Source organism: Streptomyces sp. NPDC051677 (genome assembly GCF_044453465.1).
Lineage (GTDB): Bacteria > Actinomycetota > Actinomycetes > Streptomycetales > Streptomycetaceae > Streptomyces.
This window is the reverse complement of record NZ_JBITCT010000033.1, coordinates 39304-57081: the sequence shown is the minus strand read 5'-3', so window position 1 is coordinate 57081 and position 17778 is coordinate 39304. Positions and strand designations below refer to the sequence as shown.

Here is a 17778-nt window from a genome sequence, read left to right as displayed (position 1 = left end):
CCATGCCGGGGTGTGGCCGGTAAAGAGGCATCGCGGGGGCGCTCGTCCCGGTGACACTGGCCTTCGGGGCGGCGTACCGGGAGGGCGGTCCGATGGGGGACGCGCGGGACAGTGTGCGAAAGGTCGACCGAGGGGGCGGCCGGCCGGGCTGTCCGGTGCGTCGCGGCGCGGACGGAAGCTGGGAGGTCCGGGGATACGCCGCCGCCCGTGAGGTTCTGCGCGCCACGGAGACGGTGCAGGCCGGCCTCGGGATCGAGACGGTGGAGAAAATGCCGTCCCGGATCCGGCGGCCGGTGCTCTACCAGGACGGCCCCGGACACCGCGAACAGCGGCGGCAGACCGCCCGTTTCTTCACGCCGCGGCACGTGGACGCGCACTACCGCGAGCTGATGACCCGGGTCGCCGAGGAGCAGCTGGCGGTGCTGCGGGCCGTCGGCACGGCACAGTTGTCCGACCTGAGCTTCACCATGGCGATCGAGGTGGTGAGCGACATCCTCGGGCTCACGCGCAGCCGGCCGGGCCTGAAGTCCAGGCTGGAGCGCTTCTTCCCCGAGGAGTTCGGCCGGCCCGGGCTGACCAGCCTGCACGGCCTCCGCTGGCTGCTGCGCCAGAACGCCAACTGGCTGCGCATCCACCTCGCCGACGTCCGCCCGGCGATCCGCGCGCACCGGGGCCGGGAGGGGGAGCGGGACGACCTGATCTCGCATCTGCTCGCCGAGGGGTGCTCGGGCGCGGAGATCCTCGGCGAGTGCCTGACCTACGCCGCGGCGGGCATGGTCACCACCCGCGAGTTCATCTGCGTCGCCGCCTGGCACCTGTTCGACGATCCGCGCCTGCTGGAGCGCTACCGTGCGGCCGAGGAGCCGCAGCGGCTGGAACTGCTTCGGGAGATCCTGCGGCTGGAGCCCGTCGTGGGCCGTCTGTCCCGCCGGACCACCGCGTCGATGCGGGTCGGCGGGGCGTCGGTCGGCCCCGGGGAGCTGATCACCGTCTTCGTCGACGAGGCCAACGCCGATCCGGACGTCGTGGGCCGCGCCCCGTGCCTGCTGCGCCCGGGCCGGGTGCTGGAGCTGGGCCCGGGGGCGGCCGGGCTGGCCTTCGGGGACGGCGCCCACCGCTGTCCGGGCGCCGGGGTCGCCGTACTGGAGGCGGACGTCCTGCTCAGCAGGCTCTTCGCGCTCGAAGGTCTGCGGATGACCAGCTCACCGCGGGTCTCGTTCAAGGACGAGATCGGCGGCTACGAGATCAGGAACCTGACGGTGACGGCGCCCCCACGGCGGGGGTGAGCCGACCGCTCCTTCAGCGCGCCGTGGAGTTCGGGCGCGCCTGGGCTCTTCTGGCGTTGTTGTAGATGCGCAGCAGGTGCTTGGAGACGGCGCACGGCGACATGTCGAAGTGACACTGACGGCAGGTGCGGACGTGCTCCTCGTAGGCGGTGCGGGCCTCTTGCAGGGCATCCTCGGGAGAGGGCATGGGGGGTCCTCCGAACGGAAACGACGGTTGCCGGGGCCGTAGCTACTCACCAGTAGGGCCCACGTCAAGAGGATTGGATCATGTTACTTACGGTAGCCGAAAATAGGATTCCGGCCGGTTCCGGGAACCGCCTCCACACCCCTGGCGTGAACTGATCAGTGCGGAACGACGGACGGAGGCACCGGATGCGGTGGGGAGCCAGGCGAGGACAGAGCGCGTCCGAGGGGGACGGTCGCGAGCGCGTGGTGGAGGAGCTGCACTCCGCGGCGGCCGTCGCCGAGCAGAGCGGCAGGGCCGGGCGGTACAGGGAGGCGGAGCGGCAGTACAGCACACTGGTCGACCGGGCCGCCCGCAGGCTGGGACCGCACGACCCCGAGACGCTGATCATGCGCCACCAACGCGCCCACTGGACCGGGGAGTCGGGGAATCCGGTGGCCGCGGTCGAGCTGTTCGCACGGCTGTCCGCGGACCAGGAGACCCATCAGGGCGCCGGCCATCCGCACACCCATCTGGCCCGTCACCAGCTGGCCCACTGGCACGGCCGGGCCGGCCGTCCCGAGGAGGCCGTGCGCCGGTACGAGGCGATGCGGCGCACGGCGGAGACGGAAGGCCGTACCGAGGCCGCGCTGGACCTGCAGTGCAACGTCGGGCACTGGCAGTTGGAGTCCGGCGACACCGCCGCCGCGCTCCGCACGTTCACCGAGATGCTGCGCGGCGCCGAGCAGAGACTGGGCCCGGCCCACCGGATCACCGGCATCGCCAGGAGCTACTACGCGCGACTCGCCGGAAGCCTGCCGCTCGGCCAGGAGGGCGGCCACGACGGCGTACGCGACCTCTGGGAGGCGGCCCGCGCCATCGAGGAGGGCGGCGATCTGCGGCGCGCCCTGCGCATGTACGGGCAACTCGCCGACGCCAGCGAGCAGTTGTACGGGGCGGGCAGCGAACAGGCCCTCGACGCGCGCGTCGCCCAGGCGAAGGCGGCGGTCGCCGCCGAGGAGTTCGCGACGGCCAGCCGCGTCTTCCAACAGGTCCTGGACTGCCTTGAGTTGCGGGGGCAGGGCCCGGGTTCCCCGGAGTACGACACCCTGAGCGCCCAGCGCGACGGGCTGGCCGCGCGGGCCGCGGAGACCGTGCTGCGGATCGGCGAGGAGGCGAGCCGGGCGCTGGCCCAGGACGTGGTGTCGGCGCCGGTCACGGCGTTCGGCCTGCTGACGGGCAGGAGCGGGACCGGGGTCGCCACGGTGGTCACCGGCCTCGCGGAACAGACCGGCGGGCGCGGCCCGCAGGCGGTGCCCGTCGAACGGTGGCAGCTGCTGCTGAAGCAGCTGGCGGACCAGGGCCACGACGTCCTCGCGCTGTACTTCGCCCGCCCCGCACCGGAGCCGACGGCCGAGGACGCCGACCTCTGCGGGCGGCTGGGACTGCCCGCGGTGTGCGTCCGGGCACGCGACGGCGAACAGGTCGAGGCGCAGGCGTTCTCGTTCGGTTCGGACGGTCCCGTGGCGGTGACGTTGCAGGTGGCCGTGGAGGAGGAGCCGCAGGACCGGCCGCCCGCCCCGGCCGCACCGCCCGCGGTCACCGTGTTCGACGAGGGGGCCGTGGCTCTCGGCGGCTGGCGCGGCACTCCCCGGGCCCGGGCGTCCCGGGTGGCCGACGACCCGCCGGCCTTCGGCTCCTACGAGGTGCTGCAACGCATCGGCAAGGGCGGGTTCGGGCGGGTCTACCTGTGCCGGGACGCCGACGGGATCCTCGTCGCCGTGAAGACGCTGCACGCCGAGTACGCGGCGGACGCCGACATCCGGGAGGGCTTCGCCCACGAGGTGCAGGCCGCGCGCCGGGTGCGTGAGGAACGGTTCACCGTCCCCGTGATCGCCGCCGACACCGCCGGCGTCACCCCGTGGATGGCGGTGCCGTACGTCTCCGCGCCTTCCCTGCAGGAGTTCGTCCAGCGGTTCGGCGCGCTGGACGAGCCGACCGTGCGGCGCGTGGGCGCGGGCATCGCGACCGCGCTCACCGCGATCCACGAGGCGGGGATCGTCCACCTCGACCTGAAGCCGGCCAACGTGCTGATGACCGAGGACGGGCCGCGCGTCATCGACTTCGGCATCGCCCAGATCGAGCGGCTGACCGAGCCCCGCGAGGGGTTCGCGGGCACCTACGCGTACGCCTCCCCCGAGCAGCTGCGCGGCGACGCCCGCTTCACCCCGGCCAGCGACGTCTTCTCCCTCGGCACGCTGCTGGCGCGGCTCGCACTCGGTCGGCTGCCCTGGGGCAGCGACGCACCGACCGTCGTGGAGAGCATCAGCACGAACACGCCCGACCTGTCGGGCCTGCCCGCCGGCCTCGACCGTGTCGTCCGGGACTGTCTGCACCCGGACCCCGCCCGGCGGCCGTCGCCCGCCGAGGTCGCCGCACAACTGCTCCCGGAGGCGGCCGAGTCGGGCCCCCTCGACGCGCCGCCGCTCTCCGCGGAGGCCCGCGCCCTGATCCGCGAGCACGCCACGCTGCCGGTCACCCTGCGACACGAGACGCTGGCCTACACGCGGAGCGAGGCGGAGCGAACCACCGTCGCAGCCGCCGGCGCCGCCGGTGACGCCGAGCCGGCGGCGGCGATCGCGGCCGCGGTCGACGAGGTCGAGGACCGGGCGGCGGGGTCGCAGGAGGCGGCCCGCGAGATCGAGGCACGGGTCCTGGCCTGGGAGCAGGAGGGCGGGTCGAGGTCCACGGAGCAGGCTCGCCGGGAGTGCGGGGAGTTCCACGCCGAGGCCCGTGAGCGGCTGGGCGGCCGGCATCCGCTCACGCTGCGGCTCTCGGTGTCGTACGCCTTGTTGGGCTGCGCGGAGCCGGGCGGGGTCGCTCACGCGGGGCGGGCGGTGGCGGAGGCGGCCGTCCACCTGGGCGAGGGGCATCCCACGGTGCGCGACGCCCGCACCCTGCTGGCGCTGCTCGACGCGGGCGGGGCGGGGTGAACGGCCGTGTCGGCGCACCGTTGTGAGGTGCCGTCAGGAGTGCGAGGATGCGCGGGACCCGCACGTCGCGAAGGGGAGGACGTCTTGGCGGACGAGGACGACAAGCGGCGGGCGGCGCGGGTGTTCGACGCGCTGGGAGCCGCGTACGAGAGGGCGTTCGCGCACTCGGAGGCGCACCGCCGGTCCCTGGAGTGGCTGCTCGGGCGGCTCGCGCCGGGCAGTCGGGTGCTGGACGTCGGCAGCGGCACGGGTCGGCCCACGGCCGAGACCCTCGCACGGGCGGGGCACGAGGTGCTGGGCGTCGACGTCTCCCCCGTGATGGTCGACCTCGCCGCGCGCCAGGTGCCGCAGGCGACGTTCCGCCGCGCCGATGCGCGTGAACTCCCGTTGGACGCAGGCTCGTTGGACGCGGCATGCGTGTACTTCTCCCTGCTCCAGATGGATCGTGCGCAGCAGAGCGACCTGGTCGGCCGGCTGGCGCGGGCGCTGCGGCCCGGGGGCAGTCTCGTGCTCGCCACCGTGCCGGTGGACGTGCAGGGGGTCGACGCCGTGTTCATGGGGCAGCCCGTGCGGGTGACCAGTTTCGCCGGTGAGGATCTCGTCGCCGTGGTCACCGGGGCCGGACTGACCGTGCTGGCCGAGGAGAGCGTGCTGTTCACCCCCGACCATCCCGAGGCCTCGCCCGAACCCCACCTCTTCCTCTGCTGCGGCAGGGAGTAGGACGACCTCTCAGCGTTCGTCGCGGGCGGCGAGCGCCAGGACCACCGCCGCCGCGCCCGTGCCGAGCAGCGCACCGGCCACCACGTCGCCCGGGTAGTGCACGCCGGTGTGGACCCGCGAGTAGCCCACCGCACAGGCCAGCAGGCCCAGCGGGACCGCGGAGACCGGCAGGGTCGGGCCGACCGCGGCGGCGAAGGCGACGGCCGAGGCGGTGTGCCCGGACGGGAACGACGCCGACTGCGGCATCGGCACATGCCGGCCCGGGAACGGCGAGTCCTCGGCCCGGTACGGTCGCGGACGGCGTACGAGCTGCTTGCCGAGCAGGTTGGCGGTGGCCGAGGCGACGCCGATGGCCGCGACGCCGAGGGCGGCTGCGCGGCGCGGGCGGCCGCCGCGCAGGGCGAGCGCCGCGGCGACCGTGAAGGAGAGCTTGGAGTGGTCGGCGGCGGCCGACAGCCGGCGCAGCGCGGTGTCCAGAGTGGGTGTCCTGGTCACCGTGACCGTCTCGTACAGGGCCTGGTCCATGGTGGCCAGGTCACTGACCAGGCGCGGGGTGGAAAGCTTCGGTCGGCGGTCAGACATCGTAGGCCTCCTTGATCGTGTGGGGGTCGGGATGGCCGAGCGCGAGGCGGACGACGCGCCGCCAGTCGACCGTGGGGGGCGCGTAGGCGGCGCCCGGGCGGTGCCGGGGCACCCGGATCCTCAGCGCGGCCGGCCGGACCGTGCACACGACGGGGGTGGGCAGTTCGAGTGCCTCGCCGTCGACGGCCACCGCGATGCGCTCCCGGTCGGCCTCGACGACGACACGCCGGGAGGTCACCGAGATGATGCTGCCCGCACGCTCGCCGAGCAGGGCCAGCTCGGCGGCCTGGGCCGCACCCTCCACCCGGATGCCGATCACGCCGAGCAGTCCGGCGTCCAACCGGGGACGGCGGCCGCCGCCGAGCGGGTCGGCGCGCGCATAGGCGTTGTTGCTGACCAGCAGGGCCTGCGGCGCGTGGACATGGGTGTCGTCCGTGCGGATGTCCAGGGTCGGGCCGGAGCCGCCCTGCAACAGGTCGGGCAGCTGGTCGAGGGCGGTGGACGCCTTGGCGTCACGGTAATCGGGGCTCTGCACTATCTCCGCGTACGCCCCGAAGGAGACGGTGTTCACGAAGGGCCGCCCGCTGACGTCGCCGAGATCGACCCGCAGTTCGACGCCGTTGGTGAGGGCGTCGAGGCTGCGCACGGGGTCGGTGCGGTCGAGTCCGAGGTCCATGGCGAAGTGGTTGCGGGTGCCGGCCGCGATGACCAGGAACGGCACGTCGTGCTCGGCGGCGACGGCCGCGACCAGCGCCTGGGTGCCGTCGCCGCCCGCGACGCCGAGCAGGTCCGCGCCCTCGGCGACGGCCCGGCGGGCCTCCACCGCCGGGTCGGTGTAGGTGTCGTCGGCGCCGAGCAGGACGACCTTGGCGCCGAGCGCCTCCGCGTGCTCGACCAGGCCGTGCTTCTCGACCTTCCCGCCGCCCGAGCGCACGTTCATGATCAGGACCGGTCGGCGCGGCGGCGGCGTCCTGCGGCCGTGCGTGCCCTTGGGGCGGCGCACACTGCGCAGCGAAGCCCGGGCCGAGGCCAGGGCCCCCGCCCACAGGCCGAGCGCGCCCACCGCCACCGGCCACAGGCCCGACATGGCGTACAGCACCATGACGCCCACCGGGGCCGTGACGGCCAACAGGCCGCCGAGCACCCGGGGTCCGCCCCGGTGCGCCAGCATCCACCACACACCCGCGCCGGCCAGCGCGAGGAGGGCGAATCCGGCGAGCAGGATCAGCCAGCCACCGGATCCCGCGCCCGCCATCACCACCGCGACACAGGCGGCGACCAACACCAGGGCGAGCCGGGCCCAGCCCCGCGCGCGGGCGACGGCATCCAGCTGCGCCCGCCCGAGGTGCGGCAGCGCCCATTTCGTCCTACGTGTCTCGTTCACCGTGCGCCCGCCATGCTCCGAGGCTCCCTGTTGTGCGTCGACAGCGCCAACGATCTCGATCAATTGTCCATGGCGCAGCACCCTGGTGTGACCGCGGTCCCGGTGCCGTCGCCTGTGTCGGCGACGGCGTCGAGGCGGCAGAAGCAGGACGCCTGTACGGGTACGTCGGCCAGGGCGGCGGCAAACTTCAGCTGTTGGGCCACGATCTTCGCCTCGGCCTCCTTGCCCAGCCTGACCAGGCACTCGTGGAGGCCGTGCAGGGACCAGACGTTGCCGGGGTGCTGGGAGGGGCGGGGCAGTGCGTCGTCGAGTCCGAGGTCGGCGCGGTAGACCGCCTCGGCGTCCACGATCCGGCCCTGTTCGAGCAGCAGGGCGCCGTAGGCGTGACGGGTGGGCTGCATCCAGCCCCAGGGCTCGTCGTAGGGAAGGCCGTCGTCCAGTTCGATCGACCGCTCCAGCGCGGCGAAGGCCAGGTCGTGGTTGCCTTTGCGGTACTCGAGTTCGCCTTCGAGCATCGCGGAGGCGATGGCGAGGATGTCCCGGCAGGTGTTGTTGAACAGCATGCGGGTCTCGGGGACGCGGTCGGCCGCCGCGTGGAACAGGTCGCGTTCGGCCTCGGCCTGCGGGATCCGGCCGGTGGCGGAGAGGGCTACGCCCCGGGCGTAGTGGCGCATCGCGGTGGTCACACTGTGCAGGACCGGGTCGGCGGGCGGCGGCACGTCGAGGATGTCCTGCCAGCGGCCGAAGCGGATCAGCACGTGAAAGCGCATGCCGAGGAACGCCTCCAGCCAGTCGGCCATCGGCGGGCTCTGCACCCGCAGCAGTTCCTCCGGTACGGAGGCCTCCAGACGCTCCGCGGTCTCCAGGGCGGTCCGGAACTGGCCGAGGAACATCGCTCCGTAGATCTTGAAGTGGTAGTCGTGCGACCGGTACAGCGTGTAGAAGTTCATCGTCCCGGAGCGCGCCCGGTACTTCTCGTCGGCGGCGATCGCGGTCGTGTTGTCGGCGACGACGCGGCGGTAGTCGCCGCACAGCACGTCCAGGTGCGAGGGCATGTGCTGGAGGTGGCCTGCGTCGGGCACCAGGCCGCGCAGCCGGTCGGCGACCTGGAGGGCGGCCTCGGGGGTGGGTGACATCTCCATGAGGTGGATGTAGAGGTGCAGGACGCCGGGGTGCCCGTCCGCGGCCCGATGTGCGAGCGCGCGGTCGAGCACCGCCTTCGCCTCCGATGTGCGGGCGCCCTCGGCGGGCTCGCCCGTGCGCAGGTCCCACAGCTGCCAGGGGGTGAGGTTCATCAGGGCGTCGGCGTACAGGGCGGCGACGTCGAGGTCGTCGGGGGCCAGTTCGTGGACGGCCCGCATGGCGTCGGCGTAGGGCTCGTTCCACACCGAGCAGTCCTCGGCGGGACGGGTCTGCGGGTAGCGGACGCGCAGCGCGCCGATCAGGGCCCGTTCGACGGGGGTGGCGGCCACGGCCTTCTGATGGGCGAGTTCGACGGCGGCGTGGGTGCGGGCGACGGTACGTGCCAGGTCCTCGTCGTCGAAGAACTCCCACGGCTTGTTGTAGTTGGGACCGAGGGCGTAGGCGATGCCCCAGTGGGCCATGGCGCAGTCCGGGTCGGCGCGGACCGCGGCCTCGAAGCAGGCGACGGCCTCCTCGTGGTGGAAGGCGTACGACCAGACCAGCCCGCGGTCGAACCACAGCTGGGCCTCGGGGGACGAGGTCGTCACGGACCGACCGTAGGCGCCGAGGTCGTAGTACTCCGTGGCTGCCGTGGGCGCCGTGGTCGGTGTGTGCTCCATGGATCTCCCATCGTCACGCGCGGTTCGAGCGACATATACCGCGCGGTCGGGCGGTGGGATGGTTCCTTGCGGGCGGGAGTACCCGAATTGACTGCGCACAGGGCACACAGGGCACACAGGGCCCGTCGGCGGTGCGACGGGCCCTGGTCGCAGCGGCTGAGTCTCAGTGCGTACGGCGTGCGTTGCGCCACAGCACGACGAACCCGGCGATCACCAGCAGGCCTCCGCCGGCCGCGGGCCACAGGTTGGCGCCCGTCTCGGCGAGTCCGCCCTGGACGGCCTGGGGCTGGGTCCCCCCGGGGATGACGGTGCCGGGAGAGGTGGTCGCCGGAGCGGTGGTTTCGGAGGCCTGGTCGGCGGGGGCCGGGTCGGCGGGGTCCGGTGTCCGATCGGGAGCGGTCGCGGGGGTGCCGATCTCGCCCTTCGAGTCGATGGCGGGCGGCGCCGAGGTGGCTGCCTTGATCGAGGGCTCGGTCGGGACGGGCTCGTTGGTCGCGGGTTGGTTGGCCGCGGGCTCACTCGCGGGCGCCTCGGGAGACTGGGACGGCTCCTGCGTGCCCCCGTCGGAACCGTTGCCGTTGCCGTTGCCGGCGCCGTCGTCCGAGCCGGGTTCCGTGCCCGCGCCGCAGGTGCGGCCCGTGTTGATGCAGTCGACCATCTCGCGCATCAGGTCGTCGTCGAAGACGTTGATGAAGTCGCCGTGGTCCGTCACCGGCTTGTGCAGCTGCTCGGGGAAGGAGTCCACGGCGAACAGCGGGGTGGGCCTGCCGCCGTCGGCGAGGCTCGGCGCGTCGACGTCGTACACGATGCGCTGCACCAGCTGCGGGACGGCCTTGAAGCCGGCCTGGCAGGAGCCGTCCGCGGCGGCGAAGGCCACGTGGGTGCGGTGGTTGGCGCTGTCGATGTTGGCGCCGTCCCAGCAGCTCTGGAAGCGGAAGGTGCGCACCACGTCGCTGCCTGCCGGGCAGAGCGGGTACTTGTCCTTCAGCTGCCGGTCCTCGAACCCGGTGCAGCTCCAGGACGCGTTGGCCTTGGCCGGGCCGTTGACGAACGCCTTGGCGTCGCCGGTGATGATGCGCAGCAGCCGGGGCATGGCGGTGACCTGGGCGCGCGGGTTGCCGACGAAGGTCAGCGTGACGGCCTTCGGGGTGACGATCTCGCCTGCGTTGCCCTCGATCCCGCCGCCGGGACTGCCCGCGTCCTGCTCCTGGGCGCCGTTCTGCAGACGCAGCACGGGCCAGTAGTAGGTGGACTTGTCGCCCTGGTCCACGCAGCTCGTCCCGGCCTTCGCCAAGTCGTCGTCGGAGGCGAACGCGTTGTTGGCCTGGTTGCCGACGTAGTCGTGGAAGTGGTGGGCGCCGTTGGTGACGCCCGGGGCGACGATCACGTTGTCGGAGTTGAACAGGCCGTTCGCGTTGACGCCGCAGCTGGTGACGAACGTGCCGCGGGAGGGGCCCGAGCCGGGATCCGAGCTCTGCTGCGCGGGCTGGACGGTGGTGATGTCCGCGTAGTCCGCGGCGACGGGCCCGTTACCGGCCTGGCCGCCGTTGCCCTGCCGGCCGTTCTGTCCAGCCCCCTGATCCTGTCCCTTGCCCTGATCCTGCCCGTCGCCGCCCTGGTTCTGGCCCTGACTCGGATCCTGGTTCTGCTGCTGCCCCTGGTTCTGCTGCTGACCCTGGTCCTGTCTCTGATCCTGGTTCTGCACCTGCTCTTCGGTGATCCGCAGCGTGCAGGCGGCGAGGGCTTCCAGGCCCGCCGGGCGGTCGCCGGCCCGGTCGATGGCGTCCGCGATGCGCTGGATCGTCGCGCCGCGCTTCTCCTTCAGCGGGTTCATCACCGCGTTGTCGGCGAAGGAGTTGTCCTCCCGCACGGCCTGCGCCTGGTCCTGGAGCTGTCGGTAGGCGCCGGCGATCTGCTCGTCGAGAAGGGCGAGTTCGCGGTCGACCTCGGGCGCGGCCGCCTCCGGGACGGACGTCAGGCCGTTGCCGACGTCGGGACAGTCGATGGTGACGGCGCCGACTCCGGCCAGTTCCACCGAGCCGCCGTCCGTGGCCGAGGCGTAGACGTTCACCGCCATCAGTCCGCCGCCGCCGAGGATCAGCGCCACGGCCGCGAAGCTCGCGCGTCGTCCGCCCGTCGGGCGTCTGCGCCTGTTCTGTACCAAGGAGTGCTCCTACGCGTCGTCGGCGGCCGCGGGCATGAAATCCCCCGGCGTTATACGCAGGAGCGCACGGAAGTGTTCAACCACCCCACGAATTCATAGCAACATCTCAGGAAAACGCTCTGGCCTGGACCTTTGCTCATTCCATCGACATGCCCGCGGGCACGGACCGGATCTGCCGCCGCCGCAGCGCACGCTCGTGCAGCAGGCCCAGGACGACGGCGGCGGCGACCGCGATGAGGTGCTCGCGGCCGGCGAGATTGGGCTTGGCGACCGACTCGAGGACCATCGAGCCGCCGGTCAGGATGAAGACGACGGGCGCGCGGCGGACGACCGCGAGGTACGTGAACAGCCCGACGACCGCCGCGGAGGGGCCGGTGTCGAGCACGCGTCCGATCTCGGGCGGCAGGCCGAGGCCCCACCAGCCCGGCCCCAACGCCAGCATCACCCGCACGGTGAGCGTGCCGGCCAGGGTGGACGTGTAGGCGATCAGCAGGGTCCTGCGACGGCCGAGGGCCAGTTCGGCGAGGGCGAAGGCGATGAACAGCTGGGTGATGCCGGCCCACACCGGCAGGTCGAGCGCCGGGACGTACAGGGAGACGGGGGTGCGCAGCAGGGCCAGCCACAGGGGCAGATCGCCCTGGACCCCGCCGAGGATCCTTACCGCCGTCTCACCGGCGGGGTGCTGGGCGATGGCATGGAAGAAGATCACTCCCCCGCAGGCCACGAACGCCAGCAGCAGCGCGCCGGGACCGCGTCGGCGCAGCTGTCGCAGGGGGTCGACGACGATGCCGTACCACTCGCCCCGTAGCGTCCGGGCGACGAACGCGGCGGCGGGCGCGAGCACGCGGATGCCGCCACGCGGCCTGACCTCGGTACGGCTGTCGCGGGGTCTGCCCTCGGTACGGCTGTCGCGAGGCTCGCCCTGGCTGTCGCGGGGCCGCTCCACGTCCGGACGCAGGATGCTCAAGGTCTCCCCCCACACACTCGTCGCACGGGGTTTCGTACGAGTCACGCCCTGGAAGACGCAAAGACGGCCTGCGAGGCTCACTCCGTCCGCAAGCCGTTTACCTCACATTTCGCAGGGGCACCCGATGACACCTGGTCACTTTCACGTAACTCAAGTGGGCTAATGTCACTTCCGTGGAACGCACTGACCAGCGGAACATGACCCCGGCCAGGTTACGTCGCACAGCGGGCCCGACCGGCTCGCGGCGCCCCTGGCCCCCGCCCGTCCCGGACGACCGCCGCGTGAACCGCCCGCCGTCCGTGGAGGCCCGCCCCGCCGACGAACCCGTACCGACCCTGCTCGCCGACGGCCTCCTCACCGAACGGCTCGCTCTGGCCGTCCCCGAGGACAGCAGGGTCGTGGTGACGGACTACGAGATTCCGCCGGGCGGCTCGCTGCCCTGGCACTACCACGAGGGCCGGGTCGTCGCCGTGGTGACGGCGGGCGTCCTGACCCGGACCCTGGCGGACGGGTCCGAGTGCGTGACGCCCGCCGGCGGGTGCATCGTCGAGCCGGTGGGGCCGCAGGGCGTGCACCGAGCGGAGAACCGCGAACGGGAGACGCTGCGCATCTGCGCCCTCTTCTTCCTTCCGCAGGGCGCTCCCCTGTCTACGCGCGCAGAACCGCCGGACGCCGTCGCCTGAGGGTGGGCCGGGCCGTTCTGCTCAGCGCTGTGGTCGACGGCCCGGCTCCTGGTACGGGAAGGTCTGCTCGGCGCCCGGCAGCGTGGGTCTGGGCAGGACGGCGACCTCCTCCTGGGCCTGCTGGAGCTGCTCCGCCGTGTCGTCGGGCAGCGCCGGCGCGCGCGGGGCGGCCGACGCGAAGCGGAAGGCGGAGGTGAGGTCGCCGAAGGCAGTGCGCCGCCAGTCGCTGATGTTGGGCTCCTCGACCCCGGTGAGCTTTTCCAGGAACCGCAGGGTCGAGGTGTGGTCGAAGGGCTCCGTGGCCACCCAGCCGCCCACGGTCCAGGGCGAGACGATGATCGCGGGGACCCGGAAGCCGCCGCCGATCGGCAGCCCTCCGACGAACTCGCCGGGCGTCCCGGCGGGCGGGGTCGGCGGGGGCACATGGTCGAACAGGCCGTCGTTCTCGTCGTAGTTGAGGATGAACGCGGTCTTGCGCCAGACCCTCGGGTCGGACGCGATGGCCTCGATCTTGGCGGCGACGAAGGCCGCCCCGGCAGCCGGCAAATAGTCGGGGTGCTCCGACTGGGGCCCCGGCGGCAGGATCCACGACACGGTCGGCAGCCGGTCGGCCCGGGCGTCGTCCTCGAACGTGCCCTCCGGTTGCGGTCGTACGCCTCGCTCGTACAGCTCGGAGCCCGGTTGCGCGTCCCTGAAGGCGGCGAACTGCTCCAGCATGTTGCAGCCGTAGTCGTCCTCCTGCTGGTACACCTTCCAGTCGATCCCGGCCGCCTGGAGGCGTTCGGCGTACGTCGTCCAGGCGAACGGCGTCGGCGCGGCGTTGCCGATGACGGGGCCGCCGCGGCCGCCGTCGGGGTCGACCGTGCCGGTCATCCACATCAGGCGGTTGGGCCAGGTCGGGCCGAGGACCGAGCAGAAGTAGTGGTCGCAGAGGGTGAAGGTCTCGGCGAGGGCGAACTGGAACGGGACGTCGTCGCGCGTGTAGTAGCCCATGACGTAGGGGCCGTCCGCGCCGTCGGCCTGGCGGTGGGCCGGCAGCCAGCGGTCCATCCGGCCGCCGTTCCACGCGTCGTGCTGCACCGACCAGGCATGGCTCGTGGACGGGATGGCCTGGGCGCTGGAGGTGTGGGTGTCCAGGTGGAAGGGCAGCAGGTAGCCCTTCGGGTTCTCGGTGTCGGGCTGGTGGAAGACGGACCGTCCGGTGTCGAGGGTGAGCGCGTCGGGGTCGGCGAAGCCGCGCACGCCGGACAGGGTGCCGAAGTAGTGGTCGAACGAGCGGTTCTCCTGCATGAGCAGGACGACGTGTTCGACGTCGGCGAGCGAGCCCCGGCGGGGCGGTTCGGCGGCGACCGCCTTCTGGACGCTCGGCGGGAGGAGGGAGAGGGCCGCGGCGGCGCCCAGCGCGCCGGCGGCCGAGCCCAGAAGTCTGCGGCGGGTCGACTCGGCCATGTGGTGTGCCCCTTGTGAGCGGAGGAAGCGGTGGGAACGTGGCGATGACGGGCGGCGTGATCTTGCTCTTGCCGCTATGGATTCCCAGCCGGGCAGGGATATGACGGCACGTCACTCCTCCGCGCCGCGGAGCGGTCGGGGCCTCTCGGTTACAGTTCCCCGTCGGCATCGAGCCGGTGGCGAGAGGAGACTCGGCAGTGCGCGTGGGGGCGGGGAACGTGGGGTACATGGGGCGGGGGCTGACACTGGCGGTCCTGGCGGCGGGGCTGGTGACGGGATGCGGCGCCGAGGGCGCGAGCCAGGACGCCGCCTCGACGGCGTCGGCGAAGGCGACCGCGAAGGTCGCGCAGCGCGGCGGGTCCGTCGGGGCCAAGGGGTCCGCCTGCGAGCTTCCCGTCACCTTCGACATCGCCGAGTTCTGGAAGGCCAAGGCCGTCGACGCCGGGAAGGCGAGCAACGCCGGCGGCGACCTGGCCGACCTCGCCGACGCTCTGCTGCATCAGGGCCCGGTCACCATGGCCTGCGAGATCGACGCCAAGCCCGCGGGGAAGATCGGGTTCCTCCGCGCGTGGACCGGTGAGCCGGGCGACGCCGACGCGCGCACCGTGCTGGAGGGCTTCGTCGCCGCCGAGAAGGAAGCGAGCGGCGCGAAGTACCGCACGTTCACGTCGGGCGACGTCAACGGCGCCGAGGTCGAGTACGTCATCACCAGCAAGTTGCTCGACGAGCCGAGGACGGAGCACGCCCTCGCCGTCACCACGTCCGAGGGCCCCGTCGTCCTGCATCTCGGCGGGCTCGACGACGGGGAGCACCAGGCGATGCTCCCGGCGTACGAACTCGCCAAGAGCACCCTGCGCCCGACCGCTGCCTGACGGTCGGCAGCGGGGCGTGCGGGCCGCGGCCCGCAGTCCGTCCTCGTGCGGCGCGCGGATGCGCATCCGGCCTGATGTGGCGCATTCTTGCTGTGTCGCCCAAGCGGCGGCGCACGGACGAGGTAGGGCCGATGACTGGGAGCGCCGGGGACGAGCGGAAGCCGTCCGGACCGCCGCCCGCGCTGCTGACCGGGGCCGTGGCGGACGCGCTGCGGACGACGGGCGGCCGCGCCGGTGGCGTGTACCTGTGCTCGGCGACGTCCGGGCTGCTGCGCCTGGCGGTCCTCGCGGGGCTGCCCGGTCCGCTGTTCCGGGCCTGGTGGCGGGTGCAGGTGGACCGCCCGTTCCCGGTGGCCGACGTGTTCCGGACGGGCGTGCCGGTCGTGCTGTCGAACGCCGCCGAGATGATGCGGCGCTATGCGCAGTTCGCGGCCGGCCTGCCCTTCCAGTTCGGTTCGCTGTACGTGCCCGTGGTGGCGGACGGGCGCTCGTTCGGGGTGCTGACCGTGCTGCGCCCGGCCGCGGACGACGCTGCGGAGGTCCTGGCGGAGCGTGAGCGGCTGACGGCCGTGGCGGACGCCCTGGGCGCGGACCTGCTGCGCCTGCGGGCGGGCGGCCAGGCCGTGACCTGGGACGACGAGCCGCTTTGCGTACGGCCGCCGGCCGCGGGACCGGCCCCGGGGCGGGTCGGGCGGTTCTCCTGGGACCCGGCGACCGACGCCGTCACCCTGGACGAGCAGGCACGCGCCCTGCTCGGGCTGCCGCCGGGCGCGTTCCCGGCCACGCTGGACGCCCTGGCCAGGGCCGTCGACCCGACGGACGCCCACCGCCTTCCCGGTCTGCTGCACCGGACGGCCCGGGGCCGGCCCCCGCCGCTGCCGATCCAGGTGCGCACCACCGAGGGCGGCCTGCGGCTGCTGGAGCTGTGGGAGGCGACGAGCACGGCGGCCGAGCCCGCCGCGTCCCCCGCCGCGCCCCGCCCCATCGCCGGCGTCCTCCTCGACCCTGGGCCGGGCGCCCTCGCCGACGGCGCCGCCGAGCTGCTCCCCGAGGGCGTGTTCTGCCTCGACCGGCTCGGGCTCGTCGTCTACGCCAACTCCCGGGCCGGGCACCTCCTGGGCGTGCCGCGGGAGCGGCTGGTCGGGCGGTCGTTGTGGGAGGCCGTGCCGTGGCTCAACCAGCCGACGTCCGAGGAGCACCTGCGGGGCGCCCTGCTGACGCCGGATCCCGCGCACTTCCATGTGCGGCTGCCGGCCGCCGCCGAGCCGCCCACCGTCCCGCGGCCGTACGAGGGCGAATGGCTGCACGTGTCGCTGTACCCGGGCCCGGATCTGATCACCTGCACGGCGGCCCCGGCGAGCCGGGTGCCGCACGACGCGGCCCCCGAGCCCACGGACCCGGACGCTCCCGCGCCGGACACCGCCGCCTCGACGGCCCCGCAGTACCGGCCCATCGTCCTGGCCATCGCACTGACGGAGGCGGTGACCGCCCGGCAGGTGTCGGCGGTGGTCATGCAGGAACTGCTGCCGGCGTTCGGCGGCCGTCGGCTGGCCATCTACCTCCTCCAGGAGCGGCACCTGTATCTGGCGTGGGAGTCCGGCTTCCCCGAAGGCTTCCTCGCCCCCTTCGAAGGGGTCGCCCTGGACGCCCGGCTGCCCGGCGTGGAGACGCTCACCACCGGCCGCCCACTCTTCTTCGACTCGATGCAGCAGCTCGCGGCCGCCTATCCGGGCATCGCCCTGGACGCGGTCGAGGGCTCCCGCGCCTTCCTCCCGCTGATCGCCTCGGGCCGTCCGGTCGGCTCATGCATCCTCGGTTTCGACCGTCCGCGCAGCTTCACCTCCGAGGAGCGCACGGTGCTGACCGCGCTCGCCGGGCTGATCGCCCACGCGATGGAGAAAGCCCAGCGCTACGACACGGAGGCGGCCCTCGCCCGCGGGCTGCAGCAGGCGCTGCTCCCGCGGCGGCTGTCGCAGCACGCCGGCGTGGAGACCGCCGGCCGCTACCTGCCGGGCACGGAGGGCATGGACGTGGGCGGCGACTGGTACGACGTCGTGGAGGCCGGCGACGGGCTGGCGCTGGTCATCGGGGACGTTCAGGGGCACGGGGTGCAGGCGGCGGCCACCATGGGGCAGCTGCGCAGCGCGGTGCGGGCGTTCGCGCTCGGGGACCGGCCGCCGGAGGAGGTCATGGGCGGCACGAACCATCTCCTCATCGACCTGGACCCCGGTCAGTTCGCCAGTTGCTGCTATGTCCGGCTGGACCCGGCCACCGGGGTGGCCCGGGCGGCCCGCGCGGGGCATCTGCCGCCGCTGCTGCGCCACGCCGACGGGCGAACCGAGGTGGTGGAGCTGCCCGGCGGTGTGGTCCTCGGGGTGGATCCGCGCGCCCACTACCCGGTGACGGAGCTGCGGCTGGAGCCGGGCGCGATCCTCGCCCTGTACACGGACGGACTGGTCGAGCGGGCCGGCCATGACATCGACGAGGGCATCACGACGCTGCGCACGGTCCTCGCCGAGGCCGAGGGTCCCGTGGGCCGTTCCCTCGCGGACGTCGCGGACCGGCTCACCGCGACGGCCCGGCAGGCCGTCGACCGGCCCGACGACATCGCCCTGCTGCTGGCCACGCGGCGCGGCGACGGGAGTTCACCCGAGGCGAGCATGACGCGGGCGGGCGGTGACCCTCTGTGACGCCTCTCGCCTCACGGGGCCGG

The 17778-nt window shown here is 73.4% G+C and carries 13 protein-coding genes; 6 read left to right on the top strand and 7 right to left on the bottom strand.

Going from position 1 to position 17778, the window contains the following annotated elements; translation table 11 throughout:
• Nucleotides 1-92 precede the first annotated feature (92 nt).
• Nucleotides 93-1286 (top strand): cytochrome P450, encoded by a 1194-nt coding sequence (locus tag ACIBAF_RS32145; protein WP_399467694.1) that lies wholly within the window; start codon nt 93-95, stop codon nt 1284-1286.
• Nucleotides 1287-1299: 13 nt separating this feature from the next.
• Here the strand turns inward: ACIBAF_RS32145 and ACIBAF_RS32140 are convergent, their stop codons facing one another.
• Nucleotides 1300-1473 (bottom strand): hypothetical protein, encoded by a 174-nt coding sequence (locus ACIBAF_RS32140; protein WP_319339921.1) that lies wholly within the window; start codon nt 1471-1473, stop codon nt 1300-1302.
• 242 nt (nt 1474-1715) lie between these two features.
• Here ACIBAF_RS32140 and ACIBAF_RS32135 point away from each other — a divergent pair, with 242 nt between their 5' ends.
• Together ACIBAF_RS32135 and ACIBAF_RS32130 are read left to right on the top strand one after the other, a co-directional pair.
• Nucleotides 1716-4442, top strand: a complete 2727-nt coding sequence (locus ACIBAF_RS32135; RefSeq protein ID WP_399467693.1) for a protein kinase — start codon at nt 1716-1718, stop codon at nt 4440-4442.
• Nucleotides 4443-4526: 84 nt separating this feature from the next.
• On the top strand, nt 4527-5162 hold the full coding sequence (locus tag ACIBAF_RS32130) for a class I SAM-dependent methyltransferase (protein ID WP_399467692.1): 636 nt from the start codon (nt 4527-4529) through the stop codon (nt 5160-5162).
• Nucleotides 5163-5171: 9 nt separating this feature from the next.
• On the opposite strand, the gene ACIBAF_RS32125 is transcribed toward ACIBAF_RS32130, so the two are convergent.
• From ACIBAF_RS32125 to ACIBAF_RS32105, 5 genes are all read right to left on the bottom strand, one after another.
• Nucleotides 5172-5744 carry a phosphatase PAP2 family protein gene (locus ACIBAF_RS32125; protein ID WP_399467691.1) on the bottom strand — a complete coding sequence of 191 codons (573 nt, stop codon included), beginning with the start codon at nt 5742-5744 and terminating at the stop codon, nt 5172-5174.
• On the bottom strand, nt 5737-7128 hold the full coding sequence (locus tag ACIBAF_RS32120) for a diacylglycerol/lipid kinase family protein (RefSeq protein ID WP_399467690.1): 1392 nt from the start codon (nt 7126-7128) through the stop codon (nt 5737-5739). Before ACIBAF_RS32120 ends, ACIBAF_RS32125 begins: the two co-directional genes overlap by 8 nt.
• 59 nt (nt 7129-7187) lie before the next feature.
• Nucleotides 7188-8930: a hypothetical protein gene (locus ACIBAF_RS32115; RefSeq protein WP_399467689.1), complete on the bottom strand. Its 1743-nt coding sequence runs from the start codon at nt 8928-8930 to the stop codon at nt 7188-7190.
• 163 nt (nt 8931-9093) lie between these two features.
• Entirely contained in the window at nt 9094-11007 is a 1914-nt protein-coding gene (locus ACIBAF_RS32110; protein WP_399467752.1) for a DUF1996 domain-containing protein, read from the bottom strand.
• Nucleotides 11008-11230: 223 nt separating this feature from the next.
• Nucleotides 11231-11944: a hypothetical protein gene (locus ACIBAF_RS32105; protein ID WP_399467751.1), complete on the bottom strand. Its 714-nt coding sequence runs from the start codon at nt 11942-11944 to the stop codon at nt 11231-11233.
• Nucleotides 11945-12342: 398 nt separating this feature from the next.
• Between ACIBAF_RS32105 and ACIBAF_RS32100 the strand changes: the two genes are divergently transcribed.
• Complete coding sequence (locus tag ACIBAF_RS32100) at nt 12343-12744, top strand: cupin domain-containing protein (protein ID WP_399467688.1); 402 nt, start codon at nt 12343-12345, stop codon at nt 12742-12744.
• Between the two features lie 21 nt (nt 12745-12765).
• Here the strand turns inward: ACIBAF_RS32100 and ACIBAF_RS32095 are convergent, their stop codons facing one another.
• Complete coding sequence (locus ACIBAF_RS32095; protein ID WP_399467687.1) at nt 12766-14193, bottom strand: alkaline phosphatase family protein; 1428 nt, start codon at nt 14191-14193, stop codon at nt 12766-12768.
• A gap of 227 nt (nt 14194-14420) precedes the next feature.
• Here ACIBAF_RS32095 and ACIBAF_RS32090 point away from each other — a divergent pair, with 227 nt between their 5' ends.
• Nucleotides 14421-15065, top strand: a complete 645-nt coding sequence (locus ACIBAF_RS32090) for a lipoprotein (RefSeq protein ID WP_399467686.1) — start codon at nt 14421-14423, stop codon at nt 15063-15065.
• Nucleotides 15066-15196: 131 nt separating this feature from the next.
• Nucleotides 15197-17755, top strand: a complete 2559-nt coding sequence (locus ACIBAF_RS32085) for a SpoIIE family protein phosphatase (protein WP_399467685.1) — start codon at nt 15197-15199, stop codon at nt 17753-17755.
• The last annotated feature ends 23 nt before the right edge of the window (nt 17756-17778 follow it).